Raw genomic sequence first — 17422 nt, 5'->3', positions numbered from 1 at the left:
TCTCCGGTGTCTCAGGACTCGCGCAGCGAGCGGCCGGTCTTGGTGAGGAAGACGTCGTCGAGGCTGGGGCGGTGCAGCTCGATGGAGCTCATGACCAGCCCGGCGTGGTCGAGCCGGCGCAGCACCTGCGGGATGGCGGTGGCGCCCTCGTCGACGTAGAGGCGCAGCCCGCCCTCCTCGACGGTCTCCAGCTTGTTGAGGTATTCCTCGCTGTCGAGGAGTTGGGCGGCCTGCGGGGTGCTCGCCACGTCCAGGCCGACGAGCACCACGTCGCCGGAGATCTCCCGCTTCAGCTCGGCCGGGGTGCCCTCGGCGACCACCTCACCGTGGTCCATGATCGCGATCCGGTCGCAGAGCGCGTCGGCCTCGTCGAGATAGTGCGTGGTGATGAAGACGGTCATCCCCTCGGTACGCAGCCGCCGGATCTCGTCCCACATGTGCGCACGGCTCTGCGGGTCGAGGCCGGTGGTCGGCTCGTCGAGAAAGACGATCTTCGGCTCGTGGATGATGCCGAGGGCGATCTCCACCCGTCGCCGCTGGCCGCCCGAGTAGGTCTTGCACTTGCGGTCCGCGTACTCGGTGAGCTGGAAGGCTTCCAGGGCGCGGACCGCGCGGCGGTGCGCGTCGGCCTTGCCGATGCCGTACATCCGGGCGTGCAGGACGAGTTCCTCGCGGGCGGTGCTCTCGTCCCAGGTGCTGCCGCCCTGGGCGACGTAGCCGATCCGGCGGCGTACCTCGGCCGGGTCCTTGCGCAGGTCGGCACCGGCGATGGTGGCCTCGCCGCCGTCCGGCTCGATCAATGTGGCGAGCATCCGCAGGGTGGTGGTCTTGCCGGCGCCGTTGGGGCCGAGGAAGCCGAAGATCTCTCCCGCCGGGACCTGGAGATTCACCCCCCGGACGGCGTCGACCGTTTTCGTCTCCCGACCCTGCCGGGAGCGGAACGACTTCCGCAGCCCTCTGGTCTCGATCATCTCTGCTCCTGGTCGTCCGGGCCGGGTGGTGCCGGCCGTCGTCTGCCCCCGTGACGCCATGTGGCGCGCTTCCGCCAACGGGCCGGAAGCAGGCTAACGCGATATAGCTTTTCTAGTCAACTTTGATTATTGCTTTTCTCGCCTGGCGGCCGAGCGCCGTCGATCGTGTCGCCCTGCGGAGCGCCGTCGGTCCAGCCGGGCCAGACGTCCGCCCCCGTCAGCCCAGCAGGCAGGTACGACACCCCGGAGTCGATCCGCTCGGCGATCCGCCCGCACCACGCCATCTCCGCCTCGGCACGGGCCAACCACAGCTCGAACATCCAGGTCACGTGCACCGGTTTGCTGTTGCGCACCCAGTCGGAGTCCAACGAGGCACGCATCGACTCGACACCGGCACGCAGCAGATTCGCCCGGTTGCGCAGCGCCGCCGCCGCCTCCTCGCGGGGCATCGCCGGCAGGAACGAGAAGGCCGACGCGAACGGGTCCGGCACCTCGTGCAGCTGCCACCACTGCGCCCGCAGCAACGTCTCGAACTCCTCGTCCCCCTTGGGCGTCACCTCGTACGTGGTGCGCGCCGGACGGGCACCGACCTGCTCGGTGGCGACCGTCCGCAACAGACCCTCCTCGGTCAGCTTGCGCAACGCGTGGTAGATCGAGCCGGGCTGCACGTTCGCCCACTTGTCGGCACCCCAGCTCAACAGCTCGCGGCGTACGTCGTAGCCGTGCACGGGCTGCATCCACCGGACCAGCCCCAGGATCATCAACCGAGTCGCAGACACCACACAAGCGTAATAACCAAGTTTGACTAGTCGACCGGGCCCACAGTGCGACATCCCACACTGAGTGATCGTTAGGGGGCCTCCGGGCTGCCGATACACTCCCGAGGCAACGACCCCGGGAGGAGCACCAGGTGCGCAAGGTACTCATCGCGAACCGTGGCGAGATCGCCGTCCGTGTCATCCGGGCCTGTCGCGACGCCGGTCTGGGCAGCGTCGCCGTCTACGCCGACTCCGACCGGGACGCCCTGCACGCCACCCTCGCCGACGAGGCGTACGCCCTCGGTGGCGACACCGCCGCCGACAGCTACCTGCGCATCGACAAGCTGATCGAGGTGGCCCGGCGGGCCGGCGCGGACGCCGTACACCCGGGTTACGGCTTCCTCTCCGAGAACGCCGACTTCGCCCAGGCCGTGCTGGACGCGGGCCTGACCTGGATCGGCCCGACCCCGCAGGCGATCCGCGACCTCGGTGACAAGGTCACCGCCCGGCACATCGCCCAGCGGGCCGGCGCGCCCCTGGTCCCCGGCACCGCCGACCCGGTCGCCGACGCCGATGAGGTGACCGCCTTCGCCGTCGAGCACGGCCTGCCGGTCGCCATCAAGGCCGCCTTCGGCGGGGGCGGGCGGGGGCTCAAGGTGGCCCGCACCCTGGAGGAGATCCCGCACCTGTTCGAGTCGGCCACCCGGGAGGCGGTCGCCGCGTTCGGTCGCGGCGAGTGCTTCGTCGAGCGCTACCTCGACCAGCCCCGACACGTCGAGGCACAGGTCCTGGCCGACCGGCACGGCAACGTGGTCGTCGTCGGCACCCGGGACTGCTCCCTGCAGCGACGGCACCAGAAGCTGGTCGAGGAGGCCCCCGCGCCGTTCCTCACCGACGCGCAGCGCCGCCAGATCCACGACAGCGCCAAGGCGATCTGCCGGGAGGCCGGCTACCACGGCGCGGGCACGGTGGAATACCTGGTCGGCGCGGACGGCACCATCTCCTTCCTGGAGGTCAACACCCGGCTGCAGGTGGAACACCCGGTCACCGAGGAGACCGCCGGCGTCGACCTGGTCCGCGAACAGTTCCGGATCGCCGACGGCGAGAAGCTGCGGCTCACCGCGGACCCGACCCCGCGCGGGCACGCCATCGAGTTCCGGATCAACGGCGAGGACCCGGGCCGCAACTTCCTGCCCGCCCCCGGCACCATCACCGCGCTGCGCCTGCCCACCGGCCCCGGCGTCCGGGTCGACACCGGGGTGGGCGCGGGCGACGTGATCGGCGGCAACTTCGACTCGCTGCTGGCCAAGGTGATCGTCACCGGCGAGACCCGCGCCGAGGCGATCGAACGGGCCCGCCGGGTGCTCGACGAGATGGTCGTCGAGGGGATGGCCACCGCGCTGCCGTTCCACCGCCTCGTCGTCCGCGACCCGGCGTTCACCAGCGAGCCGTTCACCGTGCACACCCGGTGGATCGAGACCGAGTTCGACAACACCGTCCCGGCGTTCACCCCGACCGCCGGCCCCGCCGAGGCGGCGGCGGCGCGCGAGACCGTCGTGGTCGAGGTGGGCGGCAAGCGGCTGGAGGTCACCCTCCCCGCCGGCCTCACCGGGGGTACGACCACCGCCGCCCCCGCCGCCCGCAGGCCGGCCCGCCGGGGTGGCGGCACCGGCACGGGTACGGCGGTCAGCGGCGACGCCCTCACCTCCCCCATGCAGGGCACCATCGTCAAGATCGCCGTCGCGGACGGGGACACCGTCGCCGAGGGGGACCTGGTCGTCGTCCTGGAGGCGATGAAGATGGAACAGCCGTTGCACGCCCACAAGGCGGGCACCGTCGCCGGGCTCGCCGCCGAGGTCGGTGCGGTGCTCACCGCCGGCGCGGCGATCTGCACCATCTCCTGAGCCGTACGCCCGCCGCAGGGGCAGGGTGGTGTGAGCCACCGACGGCGGCGGGACGGGCCGGAAGCGGGAATGATGGCGGGGTGAGGTTCCTTCATGGCGCGGTGCCCGCGCACGACCTGACCTACAACGACGTCTTCATGGCTCCGGCCCGGTCCGAGGTCGGTTCGCGGCTCGACGTCGACCTGTCCACCGGTGACGGCACCGGCACCACCATCCCGCTGGTGGTGGCGAACATGACGGCGGTGGCCGGTCGCCGGATGGCCGAGACGGTGGCCCGGCGCGGCGCGATCGCGGTCATCCCGCAGGACATCCCGATCGAGGTGGTCGCCACGGTGGTCGAGTGGGTCAAGCAGCGGCACCTGGTGCACGACACCCCGATCACGCTCGGCCCGACCGACACCGTCGGCGACGCCATCCACCTGCTGCCCAAGAAGTCGCACGGCGCGGTGGTGGTGGTCGACGAGGCCGGCCGGCCGGTGGGGGTGGTCACCGAGGCGGACACCCACGAGGTGGACCGGTTCGCCCAACTCCAGCATGTGATGTCGACCGAGCTGCACACCGTGCCGGCCGACGCGGACCCGCGTACCGGATTCGAGCGGCTCAACGCGGGACGGCGGCGACTGGCCCCGGTGGTCGACGACGACGGCCGCCTGGTCGGGGTGCTCACCCGGCAGGGTGCGCTGCGGGCCACCCTCTACAAGCCGGCCGTCGACGACCGGGGCCGGCTGCGCATCGCGGCGGCGGTCGGCATCAACGGTGACGTCACCGGCAAGGCCGAGGCGCTGCTCGCGGCGGGGGTCGACACCCTGGTGGTGGACACCGCGCACGGGCACCAGGAACGGATGATGTCCGCGTTGCGGGCGGTCCGCAAGCTCGACCCCCCGGTCCCGGTGGCGGCCGGCAACGTGGTCACCGCCGAGGGGGTACGCGACCTGGTCGAGGCGGGCGCGGACATCGTCAAGGTCGGGGTGGGCCCGGGCGCGATGTGCACCACCCGGATGATGACCGGGGTCGGCCGGCCGCAGTTCTCCGCCGTGCTGGACTGCGCGGCGGCGGCCCGCGCCCTCGGCCGGCACGTCTGGGCCGACGGCGGGGTGCGTCACCCGCGGGACGTGGCGCTGGCGCTGGCCGCCGGGGCCTCCAACGTGATGGTGGGCTCCTGGTTCGCCGGCACCTACGAGTCGCCGGGTGACCTGTACACCGAACCGGACGGGCGACGCTACAAGGAGAGCTTCGGGATGGCCTCGTCCCGTGCGGTCAGCGCCCGGACCGCCGAGGACAGCGCCTTCGACCGGGCCCGGAAGGCGATCTTCGAAGAGGGCATCTCCACCGCCCGGATGTACCTGGACCCGGCCCGCCCCGGCGTCGAGGACCTGATCGACGAGATCGTCTCCGGGGTACGCAGCGCCTGCACCTACGCCGGTGCCCGCACCCTGGACGAGTTCCACGAGCGCGCCCTCGTCGGCGTCCAGAGTCACGCCGGCTACACCGAGGGCATGCCTCTCCCCACCAGCTGGTAACTCCCCCGGTCCCCTCCTGCCCTGCCCGGCCCCCGCCCCGGTCTCTGCCTCGCCCCGGCCTGACCCCGGTGATCAAGAGGTTTGCGTCATCTGCACCCCGCCGGTCGACTCTTTTCTCTTGATCACCACCCCGGTGGTCGGCGATCAAGAGGTTTGCGTCAACTCGGAGCGGTGATTTGACGCGAATCTCTTGATCACGGGGGCGAGAGGGGCGGGGCGTGAGGGGAGGCGCTGGGTGCCGGTGGGGGGTCAGGGTGGGGGGAAGAGGCGGCGGATGACGGTGCGGGCGGCGGTGCGGGGGTCGGCCTCGACGTCGGCGGGTAGTGCGCCGGAGAGCCACAGGGTGGCGAAGCCGTGCACGATCGACCAGGCGGCCAGCGCGTCCGTGCGCGCCTCGCCCGGCTCGGCCCGGTCCGGCGGCAGGGTCGCCACGCCGGTGTGCAGCGCCGCGCCGGCCCGTTCCTGGGCGGCCCGGACCTCGGCGGCGTCGGCCCGGTAGAGGTCGGGTCGGAACATCACCTCGAAGTGCGCCCGGTGACGGACGGCGAAGTCCACGTACGCCACGCCCACGTCGAGCAGGTCGTCGCCGGCTGCGGTCAGGGCGGCGGCGAGCAGGTCGAACCCCTCGACGGCGAGTGCGGTGAGCAGTCCCGCCTTGTCGCCGAAGTGATGGGTCGGGGCGGCGTGGGAGACGCCGGTGCGACGGGCGAGGTCGCGCAGGCTCAGGGCCGCCGGCCCGGCCTCCTCGATCGCCGTCACCGCCGCCTGGAGCAGGACGCGGCGCAGGTCGCCGTGGTGGTAGGGCCGGGTGACGGTCATGACACCAGGATAACTTTGCATTGACAAGAAGACCATCGACGATCCAATCTTGTCATCATAAAGATTTGCACCGAGGAGGCATCCGTGGTTCCGTTTATCGCCCTGCTCGTCGGAGCCGCCGTCGCACGCCTGGCCGGACTGGCCGGCGTGGACGCGCTCGACGGCTGGCACCCCGCACTCCGCGTCGGGCTGGCACTACTGTTCGTTATGACCGGTTTCGCCCATTTCATGTCACCCCGTCGGGAGGATCTGATCGCCATGGTCCCGCCCCGACTGCCCCGACCCGCCATGCTGGTCACCGTCACCGGGGTGCTCGAACTGGCCGGAGCGGTCGGGTTGCTGATCCCGGCCACCGCCCGTCCGGCCGCCGCCGGGCTGGCACTGCTGCTTCTGGCGATGTTCCCGGCCAACGTCTCGGCGGCCCGGCGACGCCTGACGCTGGCGGGCCGCCCGGTCACCCCGCTGGGCACACGTACGGCGATGCAGATCCTGTACGTCGGCACCGCTCTGACCATTCTGTTTGGCCCCTGACGGTCTGGGGGCTAACATACTCAGCGTGCAGAGGGAACCACTCATCGTCTTTCCCGCCGTGCTCCACGACGTGCCGCTCGGGCGACTGCTGTCGGTCGCCGGCCACCTCGTCGACCAGCACTGGGGTCGTTACCTGGCCGAACACCACGGTCTCACCCCGGCCGGGATGCGGGTGCTGTTCACCCTGAACCACCTCGACGACGCCACCCACCGGGACGTCGCCGACCGCTGCTTCGTCCGGCCGGCCACCCTCACCGGGATCGTCGACACCCTCGAACGGGACGGCTTCGTCGAGCGTCGCCGCGACGAGGCCGACCGGCGCAGCGTACGACTGGCGCTGACCGACAAGGGGCGGGAACACACCCGGTCCCTGGTCGACCGGATGCGCACCACCACCCCGCTCACCTCCGTCGACGCCGACCCGGCCCGACGCGAGGTGATCCGGGATTTCCTGATCGAGGTCATCACGACCATGTCCGACGGGGAGGACAAGAGGTTGACAACACAGCACCAGGACACGACCGACCACCCGAAGCCCGGGAGCCATCCGTGCTGATCAGCCTGCTGCGCCGCTATCTGCGGCCCTACCACCGGCCGCTGGGCGCGGTGGTGCTGCTCCAGTTCGTCGGCACGATGGCCTCGCTCTACCTGCCGAGCCTCAACGCCGACATCATCGACCTGGGGGTGGCCCGGGGCGACACCGACTACATCATCCGTACCGGCGGTTGGATGCTGCTGGTCAGCCTGGTCCAGATCGCCTGCGCGGTGACGGCTGTCTACTTCGGCGCGCGGACCGCGATGGCCTTCGGCCGGGACGTCCGGGCGGCGATCTTCGGGCAGGTCAACCGGTTCTCCGCCCGCGAGGTGGCCCGCTTCGGCGCGCCCTCGCTGATCACCCGCAACACCAACGACGTGCAGCAGGTGCAGATGCTCGTGCTGATGAGCTGCACCATGCTGGTCGCCGCGCCGATCATGAGCGTCGGCGGGGTGGTGATGGCGCTGCGGGAGGACATCGGCCTGTCCTGGCTGATGCTGGTCAGCGTGCCGGTGCTCGCCGTCGCGCTCGGCCTGGTCATCCGCCAGATGGTGCCCGGGTTCCGGCTCATGCAGACCCGCATCGACACGGTCAACCGGGTGCTCCGCGAGCAGATCACCGGCATCCGGGTGGTCCGGGCGTTCGTCCGCGAACCGTACGAGACGCAGCGGTTCGGGGTGGCCAACGCCGACCTGACCGCCACCGCCCTGCGGGTCGGTCGGCTGATGGCGCTGATCTTCCCGGTGGTGATGCTGGTGCTCAACGTCTCCAGCGTCGCCGTGCTGTGGTTCGGCGCCCAGCGGGTCGACTCGGGGCAGATCCAGATCGGCGCGTTGACCGCCTTCCTGGCGTACCTGATGCAGATCCTGATGGCCGTCATGATGGCCACCTTCATGCTGATGATGGTGCCGCGCGCGGCGGTCTGCGCCGAACGCGTCACCGAGGTGCTGGACACCGAGTCCACTGTGGTGCCACCGGCCGACCCGGTGACCCGGGTCGACGGGCACGGTGAGCTGGAGCTGCGCGGCGTCGCGTTCCAGTACCCGGGGGCCAGCGCGCCGGTGCTGCACGACATCTCGTTCCGGGCCACCCCGGGGCGGACCACCGCCGTGATCGGGTCGACCGGCGCCGGCAAGACCACCCTGCTGACCCTGATCCCCCGGCTGGTCGACCCGACCGCCGGCACCGTGCTGGTCGACGGGGTCGACGTCCGCGAGCTGGCCCCGGAGGAGCTGTGGCGGCGGATCGGCCTGGTGCCGCAGAAGCCGTACCTGTTCACCGGCACGGTGGCGAGCAACCTGCGCTACGGCAACCCCGACGCCACCGACGAGGAACTGTGGACGGCGTTGGAGATCGCCCAGGCCCGCGACTTCGTGGCCCAGATGCCAGGTGGCCTCGACGCGGCGATCGCGCAGGGCGGCACGAACGTCTCCGGCGGGCAGCGGCAACGCCTCGCCATCGCGCGGGCACTCGTCCGTAAGCCGGAGATCTACCTGTTCGACGACTCGTTCTCGGCGCTCGACCTGGGCACCGACGCCCGGTTGCGGGCCGCGCTGCGCCCGGTCACCGCCGACGCGGCAGTGGTGATCGTGGCCCAACGGGTCTCCACGATCATCGACGCCGACCAGATCATCGTGTTGGAGGACGGAGGCGTGGTCGGGATGGGCCGACACGACGAGCTGCTCGACACCTGCCCGACGTACGCCGAGATCGTGGCGTCACAGCAGACGGCGGGGGTGCCGGCATGACCGCCGTACCCGAGCAGAAGAAGGCCCCGGAGGAGACCACGCCGAAGCGGCTGCCGGCGGCCGGCCGGCGCGGCGGTGGGCCGCCGTGGATGAGCGCCGGCATGCCGGCGGAGAAGTCGATGAACTTCGGGCCGTCGGCCCGCCGGCTGCTCGGCCGGCTGCGACCGCACCGGGTGACGCTGACCGGCATCATCGCCCTGGCGGTGACCAGCGTCGGGTTCAGCGTGATCGGGCCGAAGATCCTCGGCCACGCCACCGACATCATCTTCGCCGGGGTGATCGGCCGGCAGCTTCCCCCCGGCACCACCGTCGACCAGGCGGTGTCCGGGATGCGGGCCGCCGGCAACGACAACCTCGCCGACATGGTCGCCCGGATGGACGTGGTCCCCGGGGCGGGCATCGACTTCGACGCCCTCGGCCGGACGCTGCTGTTCGCCCTCGGCCTCTACGTGGCCGCCAGCCTGCTGATGTGGTGGCAGGGCTGGCTGCTCAACGGGGTGGTCCAGGCCACCGTCCTGCGGCTGCGCGCCGAGGTGGAGGAGAAACTCAACCGGCTGCCGCTGCCCTACTTCGACAGGCAGCCGCGCGGCGAGCTGCTCAGCCGGGTCACCAACGACATCGACAACATCTCGCAGACCCTGTCGCAGACGCTGAGCCAACTGCTCACCTCGCTGCTGACCGTGGTCGGCGTGCTGGCGATGATGTTCTGGATCTCGCCGCTGCTGGCGCTGGTCGCGCTGGTCGCGGTGCCGCTGTCGGTGATCGTGACGCAGCAGATCGCCAAGCGGTCGCAGCAGAAGTTCATCGCCCAGTGGACCCACACCGGCGAGCTGAACGGCCAGATCGAGGAAGCGTTCACCGGTCACGAGCTGGTCAAGGTCTTCGGTCGCTCGCCGGAGGTGGAGGCCACCTTCCACGCCAAGAACGAGGAGCTGTTCCGGGCCAGCTTCGGCGCCCAGTTCATCTCCGGGATCATCATGCCGGCGATGATGTTCGTCGGGAACCTCAGTTACGTGGCGATCGCCGTGGTCGGTGGGCTGCGGGTGGCGTCGGGGTCGATGAGCCTCGGCGACGTGCAGGCGTTCATCCAGTACTCGCGGCAGTTCACCCAGCCACTGACCCAGGTCGCCTCGATGGCGAACCTGCTCCAGTCCGGGGTGGCCTCCGCCGAGCGGGTCTTCGCCGTGCTCGACGCCGACGAGCAGAGCCCCGACCCGGCCACCCCGGCCCGGGTCGACGTACCGCACGGCCGGGTCGAGTTCGAGAACATCTCCTTCCGGTACGACCCGCAGACCCCGCTGATCGACGATCTGTCCCTGGTCGCCGAGCCGGGTCACACCGTGGCCATCGTCGGCCCGACCGGCGCCGGCAAGACCACCCTGGTCAACCTGGTGATGCGCTTCTACGAGCTGGACTCCGGGCGGATCACCCTCGACGGGGTGGACATCACCACGCTGCGCCGCGACGACCTGCGCGGCCGGATCGGCATGGTGCTCCAGGACACCTGGCTGTTCGGCGGCACCATCCGGGACAACATCGCCTACGGCCGGCCGGACGCCACCGAGGAGGAGATCCTCGCCGCCGCGCGGGCCACCTTCGTGGACCGGTTCGTCCGTAGTCTCCCCGACGGGTACGACACCGTCATCGACGAGGAGGGCAGCAACGTCAGCGCCGGTGAGAAGCAGCTCATCACCATCGCGCGGGCGTTCCTGGCCGAACCGTCGCTGCTGATCCTGGACGAGGCGACCAGCTCGGTGGACACCCGTACCGAGGTGCTGCTGCAGCGGGCGATGGCGGCGCTGCGGTCCGACCGGACCAGCTTCGTCATCGCCCACCGGCTGTCCACCATCCGCGACGCCCACCTGATCCTGATGATGGAGAACGGGCGGATCGTCGAGCAGGGCACCCACCAGCAGCTGCTCGCCGCGCGGGGCGCGTACCACCGGCTGTACCAGGCGCAGTTCGCCGCGGCGGTGGTCGAGGACGAGGCCACGCCGGCAGCGGCGGCACCGGCTCCGGCCCGGGGCTGAGTGACAGACCGGTGCGGGGGCCGGGGGGGACGACGCCCCCGGCCCCCGCACCGTCAGCCGGCGGGGAGCAGCTCCGCCGAGCGGGCCGCCACCACCGCGCCGATCAGCCGCACCGCGTCCGCCGCCGGCATCGGGTCGAGGCTGCGGCCGTCGCGCAGCCGCAGGGCGACGGCGTCGGCGGCGGCCTCCCGGGCACCGACCACCCCGACGTACGGCACCCGGCGGTGGGCCGCGTCGCGGACCCGGGCACCCAGCGAGCCGCCTGCGTCCACCGCCACCCGCAGGCCGGCGTCGACCGCCCGCCGGGCCAGCCGGTCCACCGCACCGGCCTGCCCGGCGTCGACCGGCAGGAGCAGCAGCTGCACCGGGGCGTACCAGGGCGGGAACGCGCCCTCGTGCGCCTCGATCAGGTAGGCGAACAGCCGTTCCATGCTCCCGACCAGGCTGCGGTGCACCAGCACCGGCCGTTGCCGGGCACCCGCCGCATCGGTGTACGACAGGTCGAACTTCTCCGGTTTGTCGAAGTCGATCTGCACGGTGGAGATGGTCGACTCCCGACCGGCCGCGTCGACCACCTGGATGTCGATCTTCGGGCCGTAGAAGGCGGCCTCGCCGGGCGCCTCCACGTGGTCCACCCCGTCGAGGGCGGCCCGGAGCAGCTCCTCGGCGCGTGCCCAGGACGCGTCGTCGCCGACGTACTTCGCACCCGGCCCGCGCAGCGACAACCGGAACCCGGCCGGCCGGACGCCGAGCGCCGCGTGCGCCTGGCGGATCAGCCGCAGGATCTCCCGGACCTCGTCGCCGACCTGCTCCAGGGTGCAGAAGTTGTGCGCGTCGTTGAGCGAGATCGCCCGCACCCGGGCCAGCCCGCCGAGCACCCCGGACCGCTCCGCCCGGTACATCCCGCCCAACTCGCCGACCCGCAGCGGCAGCTCCCGGTAGGAGCGGCCCCGGGCCCGGTAGACCAGGGCGTGGTGCGGGCAGAGCGCCGGCCGGAGCAGCAACTCGTCGTCGCCCATCCGCATCGGTGGGAACATCTCGTCGGCGAAGTGGCCGAGGTGCCCGGAGAGTGCGAACAGCTCGCGCCTGCCCAGCGGTGGCGAGTACACGTGCTGGTAGCCGGCCCGGCGCTCCAGCTCGCGGACGTACTCCTCGACGGCGTGCCGGGCCGCCGCGCCGGCCGGCAGCCAGATCGGCAGCCCGGCGCCCGCCAGCGGGTCGGAGACGAACAGGTCCAGTTCGCGGCCGAGCCTACGGTGGTCGATCATGTCGCGCTCCTTGATCGGGTACGACCCGGAGGCGACCGTGCCCGCAACGCCACGAGGCCCCGGGCGGATCGCCCGGGGCCTCGTCGACGGAAGACGTCAGTGCGGCACGCCGGGATCTCCCGGCGTCGTGGTCACCACAGCACTGCGCATGCCGTCACCGTACGACCTCCGCGACGACCCGGCGACCGCATTTTTCAGCGCTTCCCGACGCGGGAGCACGCTGGACCGTGACGTGCGTACCCGTCGTGGTGGGCGGTGCGGGAAAGGGGGAGGGTCGCCGGCACGGGACCTGCCGGCGACCCTCGGCGGCCCGCTCGTCAGGAACGGGGGACCCGACGGTGTGGGGGCCGCGTACTCAACGGTACGCCGACGCCCTCCGCTTCGCCGTCCCCCTCCCGACGGCCGCGCCGGGCGGCAGCCGCCGTGCGGCGGGCGGCACACCACCCTGGTGTGCGCAGCCACGCGGTCACCGACGGTGGCCGTGGCCAGCGCGACTGGCCCGGTCTCCGGTGCGGGAAACCTCGGCAAGCTCATAAGGATCGCTTATATTTGGCAGGTGTGGGACGTCAGGCTGCATCCCGAGGTGGAGGCGTGGTTCCTCGACCTGTGCCGCGTCGATCCGGCCAGCGCGGATCTGGTGGGTGAGGCCATCGACCTGCTCGCCGAGCACGGCCCGGCGCTGGGACGTCCACTGGTGGACCGGCTCAAGGGCAGCTCGTTCCATCACATGAAAGAGCTGCGACCAGGGTCGAGTGGCACCACGGAGATCAGGATGATCTTCGCCTTCGATCCGCTACGTGAGGCGGTCTTCCTGGTCGCCGGCGACAAGTCGGGTCAGTGGCAGAGCTGGTACCGGAAGGCCGTGCCGCTCGCCGACGCAAGGTTCGAGGAACACCTGATCGCACTTAAGGAAGCGCAACGATGAGCAACGGTTCCGATTGGCGTGAGGTCAGGGCCAAGGCGCGTGAGATCGACCCATCCTGGGACGACCCCGAGCGGGTCACCCGTCGTGGTCGGTTCCGGGAAAGGATGCTCGCCTCCGTCAGCGGCGCGCAACTGGCCGACATCCGCCGACAGCTCGGCATGACCCAACAACAGCTCGCCGAGGCCGCCGGCCTGTCCCAGGCCCGAATCAGCCAGATCGAGAACGGCGAGCACACCAGCCTGGAATCGCTCCGCGCCTATGTCACCGGCCTCGGCGGCCAGGTGGACGTGGTCGCCCGCATCGGAAACATCCGGCTCAACGTGGCCTGACCGCACGCCGTCCCGGCCCGGGTCGGATATCGGCCGGAGCACGACCGACGCCCGACCCGGGTCAGGGGTCATTCGAGTTCGTGGAGCATGAGCTGACGGGCGGCCTCGGTGATCGAACCGGACAGGCTCGGGTAGATCGTGATGGTCTGGGCCAGCTCGTTGACGGTGAGGTTGTTCTCGATCGCCATGGTGATCGGCAGGATCAGCTCACTGGCCTTGGGAGCCACCACCACGCCACCGACCACCTGGCCGGTGGACGGGCGGCAGAACAGCTTGACGAAGCCGTCCGCCAGGTCGTCCATCTTCGCGCGGGCGTTACCGGTCAGCGGCAGCATCACCTGACGGGCCAGGGTACGGCCGGCGTCCGCCTCGTCCTGGGAGACGCCGACGGTGGCCAGTTCCGGGTCGGTGAAGACGTTCGCGGCGACGGTACGCAGCCGCAACGGCCGGACCGCCTCGCCGAGGGCGTGCCACATCGCGATCCGGCCCTGCATGGCGGCGACGCTGGCCAGCGGCAGGACCCCGGTGCAGTCGCCGGCGGCGTAGATGCCGGGGACGTTGGTACGCGACACCCGGTCGACGGTGACGTAACCGCCCTTGGCCAGCTCGACGCCGTACTCGGCGAGGCCGAGGTCGGCGGTGTTCGGGATCGAGCCGACGGCGATCAGGGCGTGCGAACCGGTCACCACCCGGCCGTCGGAGAGGACCACCTCGACGCCGTCGCCGACGCGTCGGACCGCGTCCGCCCGGGAGTTGTTGAGGATGGTCATGCCCCGGCTGCGGAAGACGTGCTCGATGGCCATCGCCGCGTCGGCGTCCTCGTGCGGCATCACCCGGTCCCGGCTGGAGACCAGGGTCACCTCGACCCCCATCGCCAGGTAGGCGCTGGCGAACTCGGCGCCGGTGACGCCGGAGCCCACCACGATCAGGTGGGCGGGCAGCTCGGGCAGGTCGTACACCTGCCGCCATGTGAGGATGCGCTCCCCGTCGGGCAGCGCGGTGGGAAGCTGACGCGGGGTGGCGCCGGTGGCGACCAGCACGGTGGAGGCGTCGATCGCGTACTCCGCACCGCCGTCGGCGGGGGTGACGACGACCCGGTGGGTGTGACCGAGAGTGTCCTCACCCATCCGGGCGGTGCCCGCGACGAAGGTCACACCCGCCTTGATCAGCTTGGCGTGGATGTCGCCGGACTGGGCCAGGGCGAGCCGCTTCACCCGCGCGTGCACGGCCGGCGCGTCGACCGTGACCGCCTCCAGGCCGTCGGAGTGGATGCCGAACTCGTCGGTGTCCCGGTAGCCGGTCACCACCTCCGAGCTGGCGATGAAGGTCTTCGACGGGACGCAGTCGGAGAGCACGCACGCCCCTCCCGCGCCCTCGGCCTCCACCACGGTGACGTCGGCGTCCAGCTGGGCGGCGACCAGGGCCGCCTCGTAGCCGGCCGGCCCCCCGCCGATGATCACGATGTGGCTCACAGCCCTCGCCCTTCCTCGGTGCTCACAGTGACTTTCTTCTCCCGAACCCGTCCGACACGCACTGTCGTATTCTCCCCCACCCGTTCGCCGGGCTATCGTCATCGCCGTGCGTCACTACGCGGCCTACGGCTCAAACCTGGACCCCGCCCGGATGCGGGCCTACTGCCCGCATTCGCCCATGGTGGGCGTCGGCTGGCTGGAGGGGTGGCGGCTGACCTTCGCCGGTGAGGACGTGATCGGCTGGGAGGGTTCCGTCAGCACCGTGGTCGAGTCCCCGGGTGACCGGGTCTTCGTGGCGCTGTACGACATCGACCCGTACGACGCCGCCCAGCTCGACGAGCTGGAGGGCGTCACCGCCGGCACGTACCGCAAGCTCACCGTGCGGGTCTCGACGCTGGACGGGGACGTCACCGCCTGGGTGTACGTCTTCGACGGCTACGAGGGCGGTCTGCCGACCGCCTGGTACCTGTCGGAGATCGCCAACGCCGCCGAGAAGGCGGGCGCGCCCGACGACTACGTCTCCGAGCTGCGGTCCCGCCCCACCGGCACCGCCTCGGCGTAACGCGTATCGCACCCGTCCAGTGTGCTCCCGGCGGCGGGGCGACCCGACGGCGACCCCGCCGGGCGTCACCCGGCCCACACCGGCCGGGTCCACGGCAGCCGGCCCGCACCACAGTCGGCACGCACCCGGGCTGGACCGCTCAGGCGGCGGGCACGCTGCGCTCGTACAGGTCGATCCAACGGGTCTCGTGCAGCCCGACCGACCGGTAGAGGGTGACCGGGGTGGTCGGGTTGGCCAGGTCGAAGCCGAGCCCGGCGTGTCCCCGGCCCTTGGCCGCGTAGACCGCGAACGCCCGCCGCAGCAGCGCCGCACCCACCCCGCGCCGCCGGTACGCGGGCAGCACCGACAGCGTGCGTACCCAGCCCATGTCCTGCTCCAGCGCCTGGTCCGACGAGTTGAGCGCGCCGGCCGGCGCGCCGTCGACCTCGGCGATGAACCACTCGTCCCAGACCCGCCCACCGTCGGTGAGCCGGTCCCGCCAGCCCTCGAACCCGGCCGGCTCGTAGTCCGGGGTGTCCCGGAAGGCGGTGTCGTGGATGTGGTGGAACAGCCGCAGGTCGGCCTCGTCACCGGCCCGCACCGGCCGGACGGTCACTCCGGGCGGGGGCGACGGCTCGGCGGGCAGGTCGGCCAGCGACCGGCTCATCCGCACGTACCGTTTGGCCCGGGTGAACCCGGCGGCGGTCAGCTCGCCGGCCCAGCGGGTCTCCGGCGCGCAGACGGCGGCCCGGACGGTCAGCGCGGGCCGGCCCCGCTCGGTGGCGCGTTCGGCGACCCGGTGCAGCATCCGGTCGAGCAGCACGGCCCGCAGCGCCGTCGCCCGCTCCGGGTCGACGAAGACGTCGACGTACTCGCGGCCCACCCCGGTCGGGTTGTCGACCACGCTCCAACCGACCACCCGCTGATCAGGATCGGTCAGCACCCACGAGTCGTGCTGCGGGTCGAAGAACGGCGCGCTCAGCGCGGCCCGGACGTCGTCGGCGTCGAAGTCGGGGTGGCCGATGGCGAACGTGTCGGCGGCGTGCACCACGGCGAGCAGCGCGGGCACGTCGTCCAGGGTGGGGCGGCGGGCGGTCCAACCGGCGGGAAGTGTCACGCCGCAGATCCTGGCAGCCCCGCCCGCCACCCCGCCGCCGATTTTCCGGGCCACCGGCCGGTCACGCCGGTCCGGGACCGACCACCGGCTGACCGGGCGGTCGGGGCGGCACCGGACCGGGCGTGTCGGACCCGGCCAGCGTCGGACCGGGCCGCGTCGGACCGGGCCGGGCGGCGGGTCAGCCGTCCGCGTCGGCGCGCAGCCGGGCCCGTACGTCGGTGAGCAGCTCGATCAACTCCCGGCCCTCCGCCGGGCGCAGCGCCCGGAACCCGGCCGCGGCCAGCCGGTCGGTCACCGCCTCGGCCCAGAGCCGACGCCGCACCAGCGGCCCGACCGGCGGATACGGCGGGGACCATCCGCAGGCCGCTGCCCCGGCCGCCCCCTCCGGTCCGGCCAGCACCGCCTCCAGCGGGGTCATCCCGGCGGCCCGCACGGCGAGCAGGTAGGCCCCGGTGAAGTGTTCCCGCAGCAGCAGCAGCGCCACGGCGGCGCGGGCACCCTCGGCGTGCGCGGGCAGCGGCATCGCCCGCCAGGCGGCGAACAGCGGCATGCCCGTCGCGTCGGCGGCGGCCACCACCCGTTCCAGCAGGGCGGTCAGCCGGGGTGTGCCGGGCAGGTCGTCGAGATGCTGGGCACCCCACCGGCAGCACTCGGTCAGGTGGGCGGTGGCCACCTCCAACGGCCGGACCACCCGCACGGCGGTGTCCCATCCGTCGGCGACCGCCTCCGGGGCGAGGAAGCCGAGTGCCGCCGCCACCGTCTCGGCCCGGATGTCGCCCAGTGCGCCGGCCCGCCCGGTGACGTAGAACGCCCAGCCCGGGATGCCCATCGTCCTGGCCCGGCGCAGGGTCCCCGGGCAGCGGGTGAACAACTCCCCCAGTTCCAGCACGGCGGGTTTGCTCCCGGCGGCCACCTGCTCCGGCGTCATCCCGCACGCCCGCAACACGCATTCAT

At 72.0% G+C, this 17422-nt stretch carries 16 protein-coding genes; 9 read left to right on the top strand and 7 right to left on the bottom strand.

Features of this window, described 5'->3' with window-relative positions:
* Positions 1-11 precede the first annotated feature (11 nt).
* Complete coding sequence (locus tag ACN261_RS13105; RefSeq protein ID WP_421485502.1) at positions 12-971, bottom strand: ATP-binding cassette domain-containing protein; 960 nt, start codon at positions 969-971, stop codon at positions 12-14.
* 116 nt (positions 972-1087) lie between these two features.
* A complete protein-coding gene (locus ACN261_RS13100; RefSeq protein ID WP_425850265.1) occupies positions 1088-1750 on the bottom strand; it encodes a PadR family transcriptional regulator in 663 nt (220 codons plus the stop codon).
* A gap of 131 nt (positions 1751-1881) precedes the next feature.
* Between ACN261_RS13100 and ACN261_RS13095 the strand changes: the two genes are divergently transcribed.
* Both ACN261_RS13095 and ACN261_RS13090 read left to right on the top strand, forming a co-directional pair.
* Entirely contained in the window at positions 1882-3633 is a 1752-nt protein-coding gene (locus ACN261_RS13095; RefSeq protein ID WP_425850262.1) for an acetyl/propionyl/methylcrotonyl-CoA carboxylase subunit alpha, read from the top strand.
* Between the two features lie 80 nt (positions 3634-3713).
* Entirely contained in the window at positions 3714-5153 is a 1440-nt protein-coding gene (locus tag ACN261_RS13090; protein WP_364310030.1) for a GuaB1 family IMP dehydrogenase-related protein, read from the top strand.
* A 249-nt stretch (positions 5154-5402) separates the two neighbouring features.
* Here the strand turns inward: ACN261_RS13090 and ACN261_RS13085 are convergent, their stop codons facing one another.
* Entirely contained in the window at positions 5403-5972 is a 570-nt protein-coding gene (locus ACN261_RS13085; protein ID WP_421485495.1) for a TetR/AcrR family transcriptional regulator, read from the bottom strand.
* Between the two features lie 84 nt (positions 5973-6056).
* On the opposite strand from ACN261_RS13085, the gene ACN261_RS13080 reads away from it, so the two are divergent.
* Genes ACN261_RS13080 through ACN261_RS13065 form a run of 4 tightly spaced genes read left to right on the top strand, consistent with a single transcriptional unit; the run spans position 6057 to position 10816 of the window.
* Positions 6057-6503, top strand: a complete 447-nt coding sequence (locus ACN261_RS13080; protein ID WP_421485494.1) for a DoxX family protein — start codon at positions 6057-6059, stop codon at positions 6501-6503.
* Between the two features lie 25 nt (positions 6504-6528).
* Positions 6529-7059 (top strand): MarR family winged helix-turn-helix transcriptional regulator, encoded by a 531-nt coding sequence (locus tag ACN261_RS13075; RefSeq protein ID WP_421485492.1) that lies wholly within the window; start codon positions 6529-6531, stop codon positions 7057-7059.
* The gene (locus tag ACN261_RS13070) at positions 7053-8786 is read left to right on the top strand and encodes an ABC transporter ATP-binding protein (protein WP_421485490.1); all 1734 of its coding nucleotides are present in this window, start codon (positions 7053-7055) and stop codon (positions 8784-8786) included. The genes ACN261_RS13075 and ACN261_RS13070 overlap by 7 nt, the downstream gene beginning before the upstream one ends.
* On the top strand, positions 8783-10816 hold the full coding sequence (locus tag ACN261_RS13065) for an ABC transporter ATP-binding protein (RefSeq protein WP_425850257.1): 2034 nt from the start codon (positions 8783-8785) through the stop codon (positions 10814-10816). The genes ACN261_RS13070 and ACN261_RS13065 overlap by 4 nt, the downstream gene beginning before the upstream one ends.
* A 53-nt stretch (positions 10817-10869) precedes the next feature.
* On the opposite strand, the gene thrS is transcribed toward ACN261_RS13065, so the two are convergent.
* Positions 10870-12084 carry a threonine--tRNA ligase gene (gene thrS, locus ACN261_RS13060; RefSeq protein WP_425850254.1) on the bottom strand — a complete coding sequence of 405 codons (1215 nt, stop codon included), beginning with the start codon at positions 12082-12084 and terminating at the stop codon, positions 10870-10872.
* A gap of 556 nt (positions 12085-12640) precedes the next feature.
* Between thrS and ACN261_RS13055 the strand changes: the two genes are divergently transcribed.
* Both ACN261_RS13055 and ACN261_RS13050 read left to right on the top strand, forming a co-directional pair.
* Complete coding sequence (locus ACN261_RS13055) at positions 12641-13009, top strand: type II toxin-antitoxin system RelE/ParE family toxin (protein ID WP_425850252.1); 369 nt, start codon at positions 12641-12643, stop codon at positions 13007-13009.
* Positions 13006-13338 carry a helix-turn-helix domain-containing protein gene (locus tag ACN261_RS13050; RefSeq protein ID WP_088643940.1) on the top strand — a complete coding sequence of 111 codons (333 nt, stop codon included), beginning with the start codon at positions 13006-13008 and terminating at the stop codon, positions 13336-13338. Before ACN261_RS13055 ends, ACN261_RS13050 begins: the two co-directional genes overlap by 4 nt.
* A 68-nt stretch (positions 13339-13406) precedes the next feature.
* On the opposite strand, the gene ACN261_RS13045 is transcribed toward ACN261_RS13050, so the two are convergent.
* Positions 13407-14810 carry an NAD(P)H-quinone dehydrogenase gene (locus ACN261_RS13045; protein ID WP_425850249.1) on the bottom strand — a complete coding sequence of 468 codons (1404 nt, stop codon included), beginning with the start codon at positions 14808-14810 and terminating at the stop codon, positions 13407-13409.
* Between the two features lie 106 nt (positions 14811-14916).
* On the opposite strand from ACN261_RS13045, the gene ACN261_RS13040 reads away from it, so the two are divergent.
* The gene (locus ACN261_RS13040) at positions 14917-15372 is read left to right on the top strand and encodes a gamma-glutamylcyclotransferase (RefSeq protein WP_067304651.1); all 456 of its coding nucleotides are present in this window, start codon (positions 14917-14919) and stop codon (positions 15370-15372) included.
* Between the two features lie 139 nt (positions 15373-15511).
* Here ACN261_RS13040 and ACN261_RS13035 read toward each other — a convergent pair whose 3' ends face one another.
* On the bottom strand, positions 15512-16468 hold the full coding sequence (locus ACN261_RS13035) for a GNAT family N-acetyltransferase (protein ID WP_425850248.1): 957 nt from the start codon (positions 16466-16468) through the stop codon (positions 15512-15514).
* Between the two features lie 178 nt (positions 16469-16646).
* A complete protein-coding gene (locus ACN261_RS13030) occupies positions 16647-17396 on the bottom strand; it encodes an SCO6745 family protein (protein WP_421485483.1) in 750 nt (249 codons plus the stop codon).
* Positions 17397-17422 lie beyond the last annotated feature (26 nt).

This window comes from Micromonospora sp. WMMD723 (genome assembly GCF_049863385.1).
Classification (GTDB): Bacteria; Actinomycetota; Actinomycetes; order Mycobacteriales; family Micromonosporaceae; genus Micromonospora; species Micromonospora wenchangensis.
The sequence above is the reverse complement of the archived record's forward strand: the minus strand, read 5'-3'. Positions and strand labels throughout refer to the sequence as shown.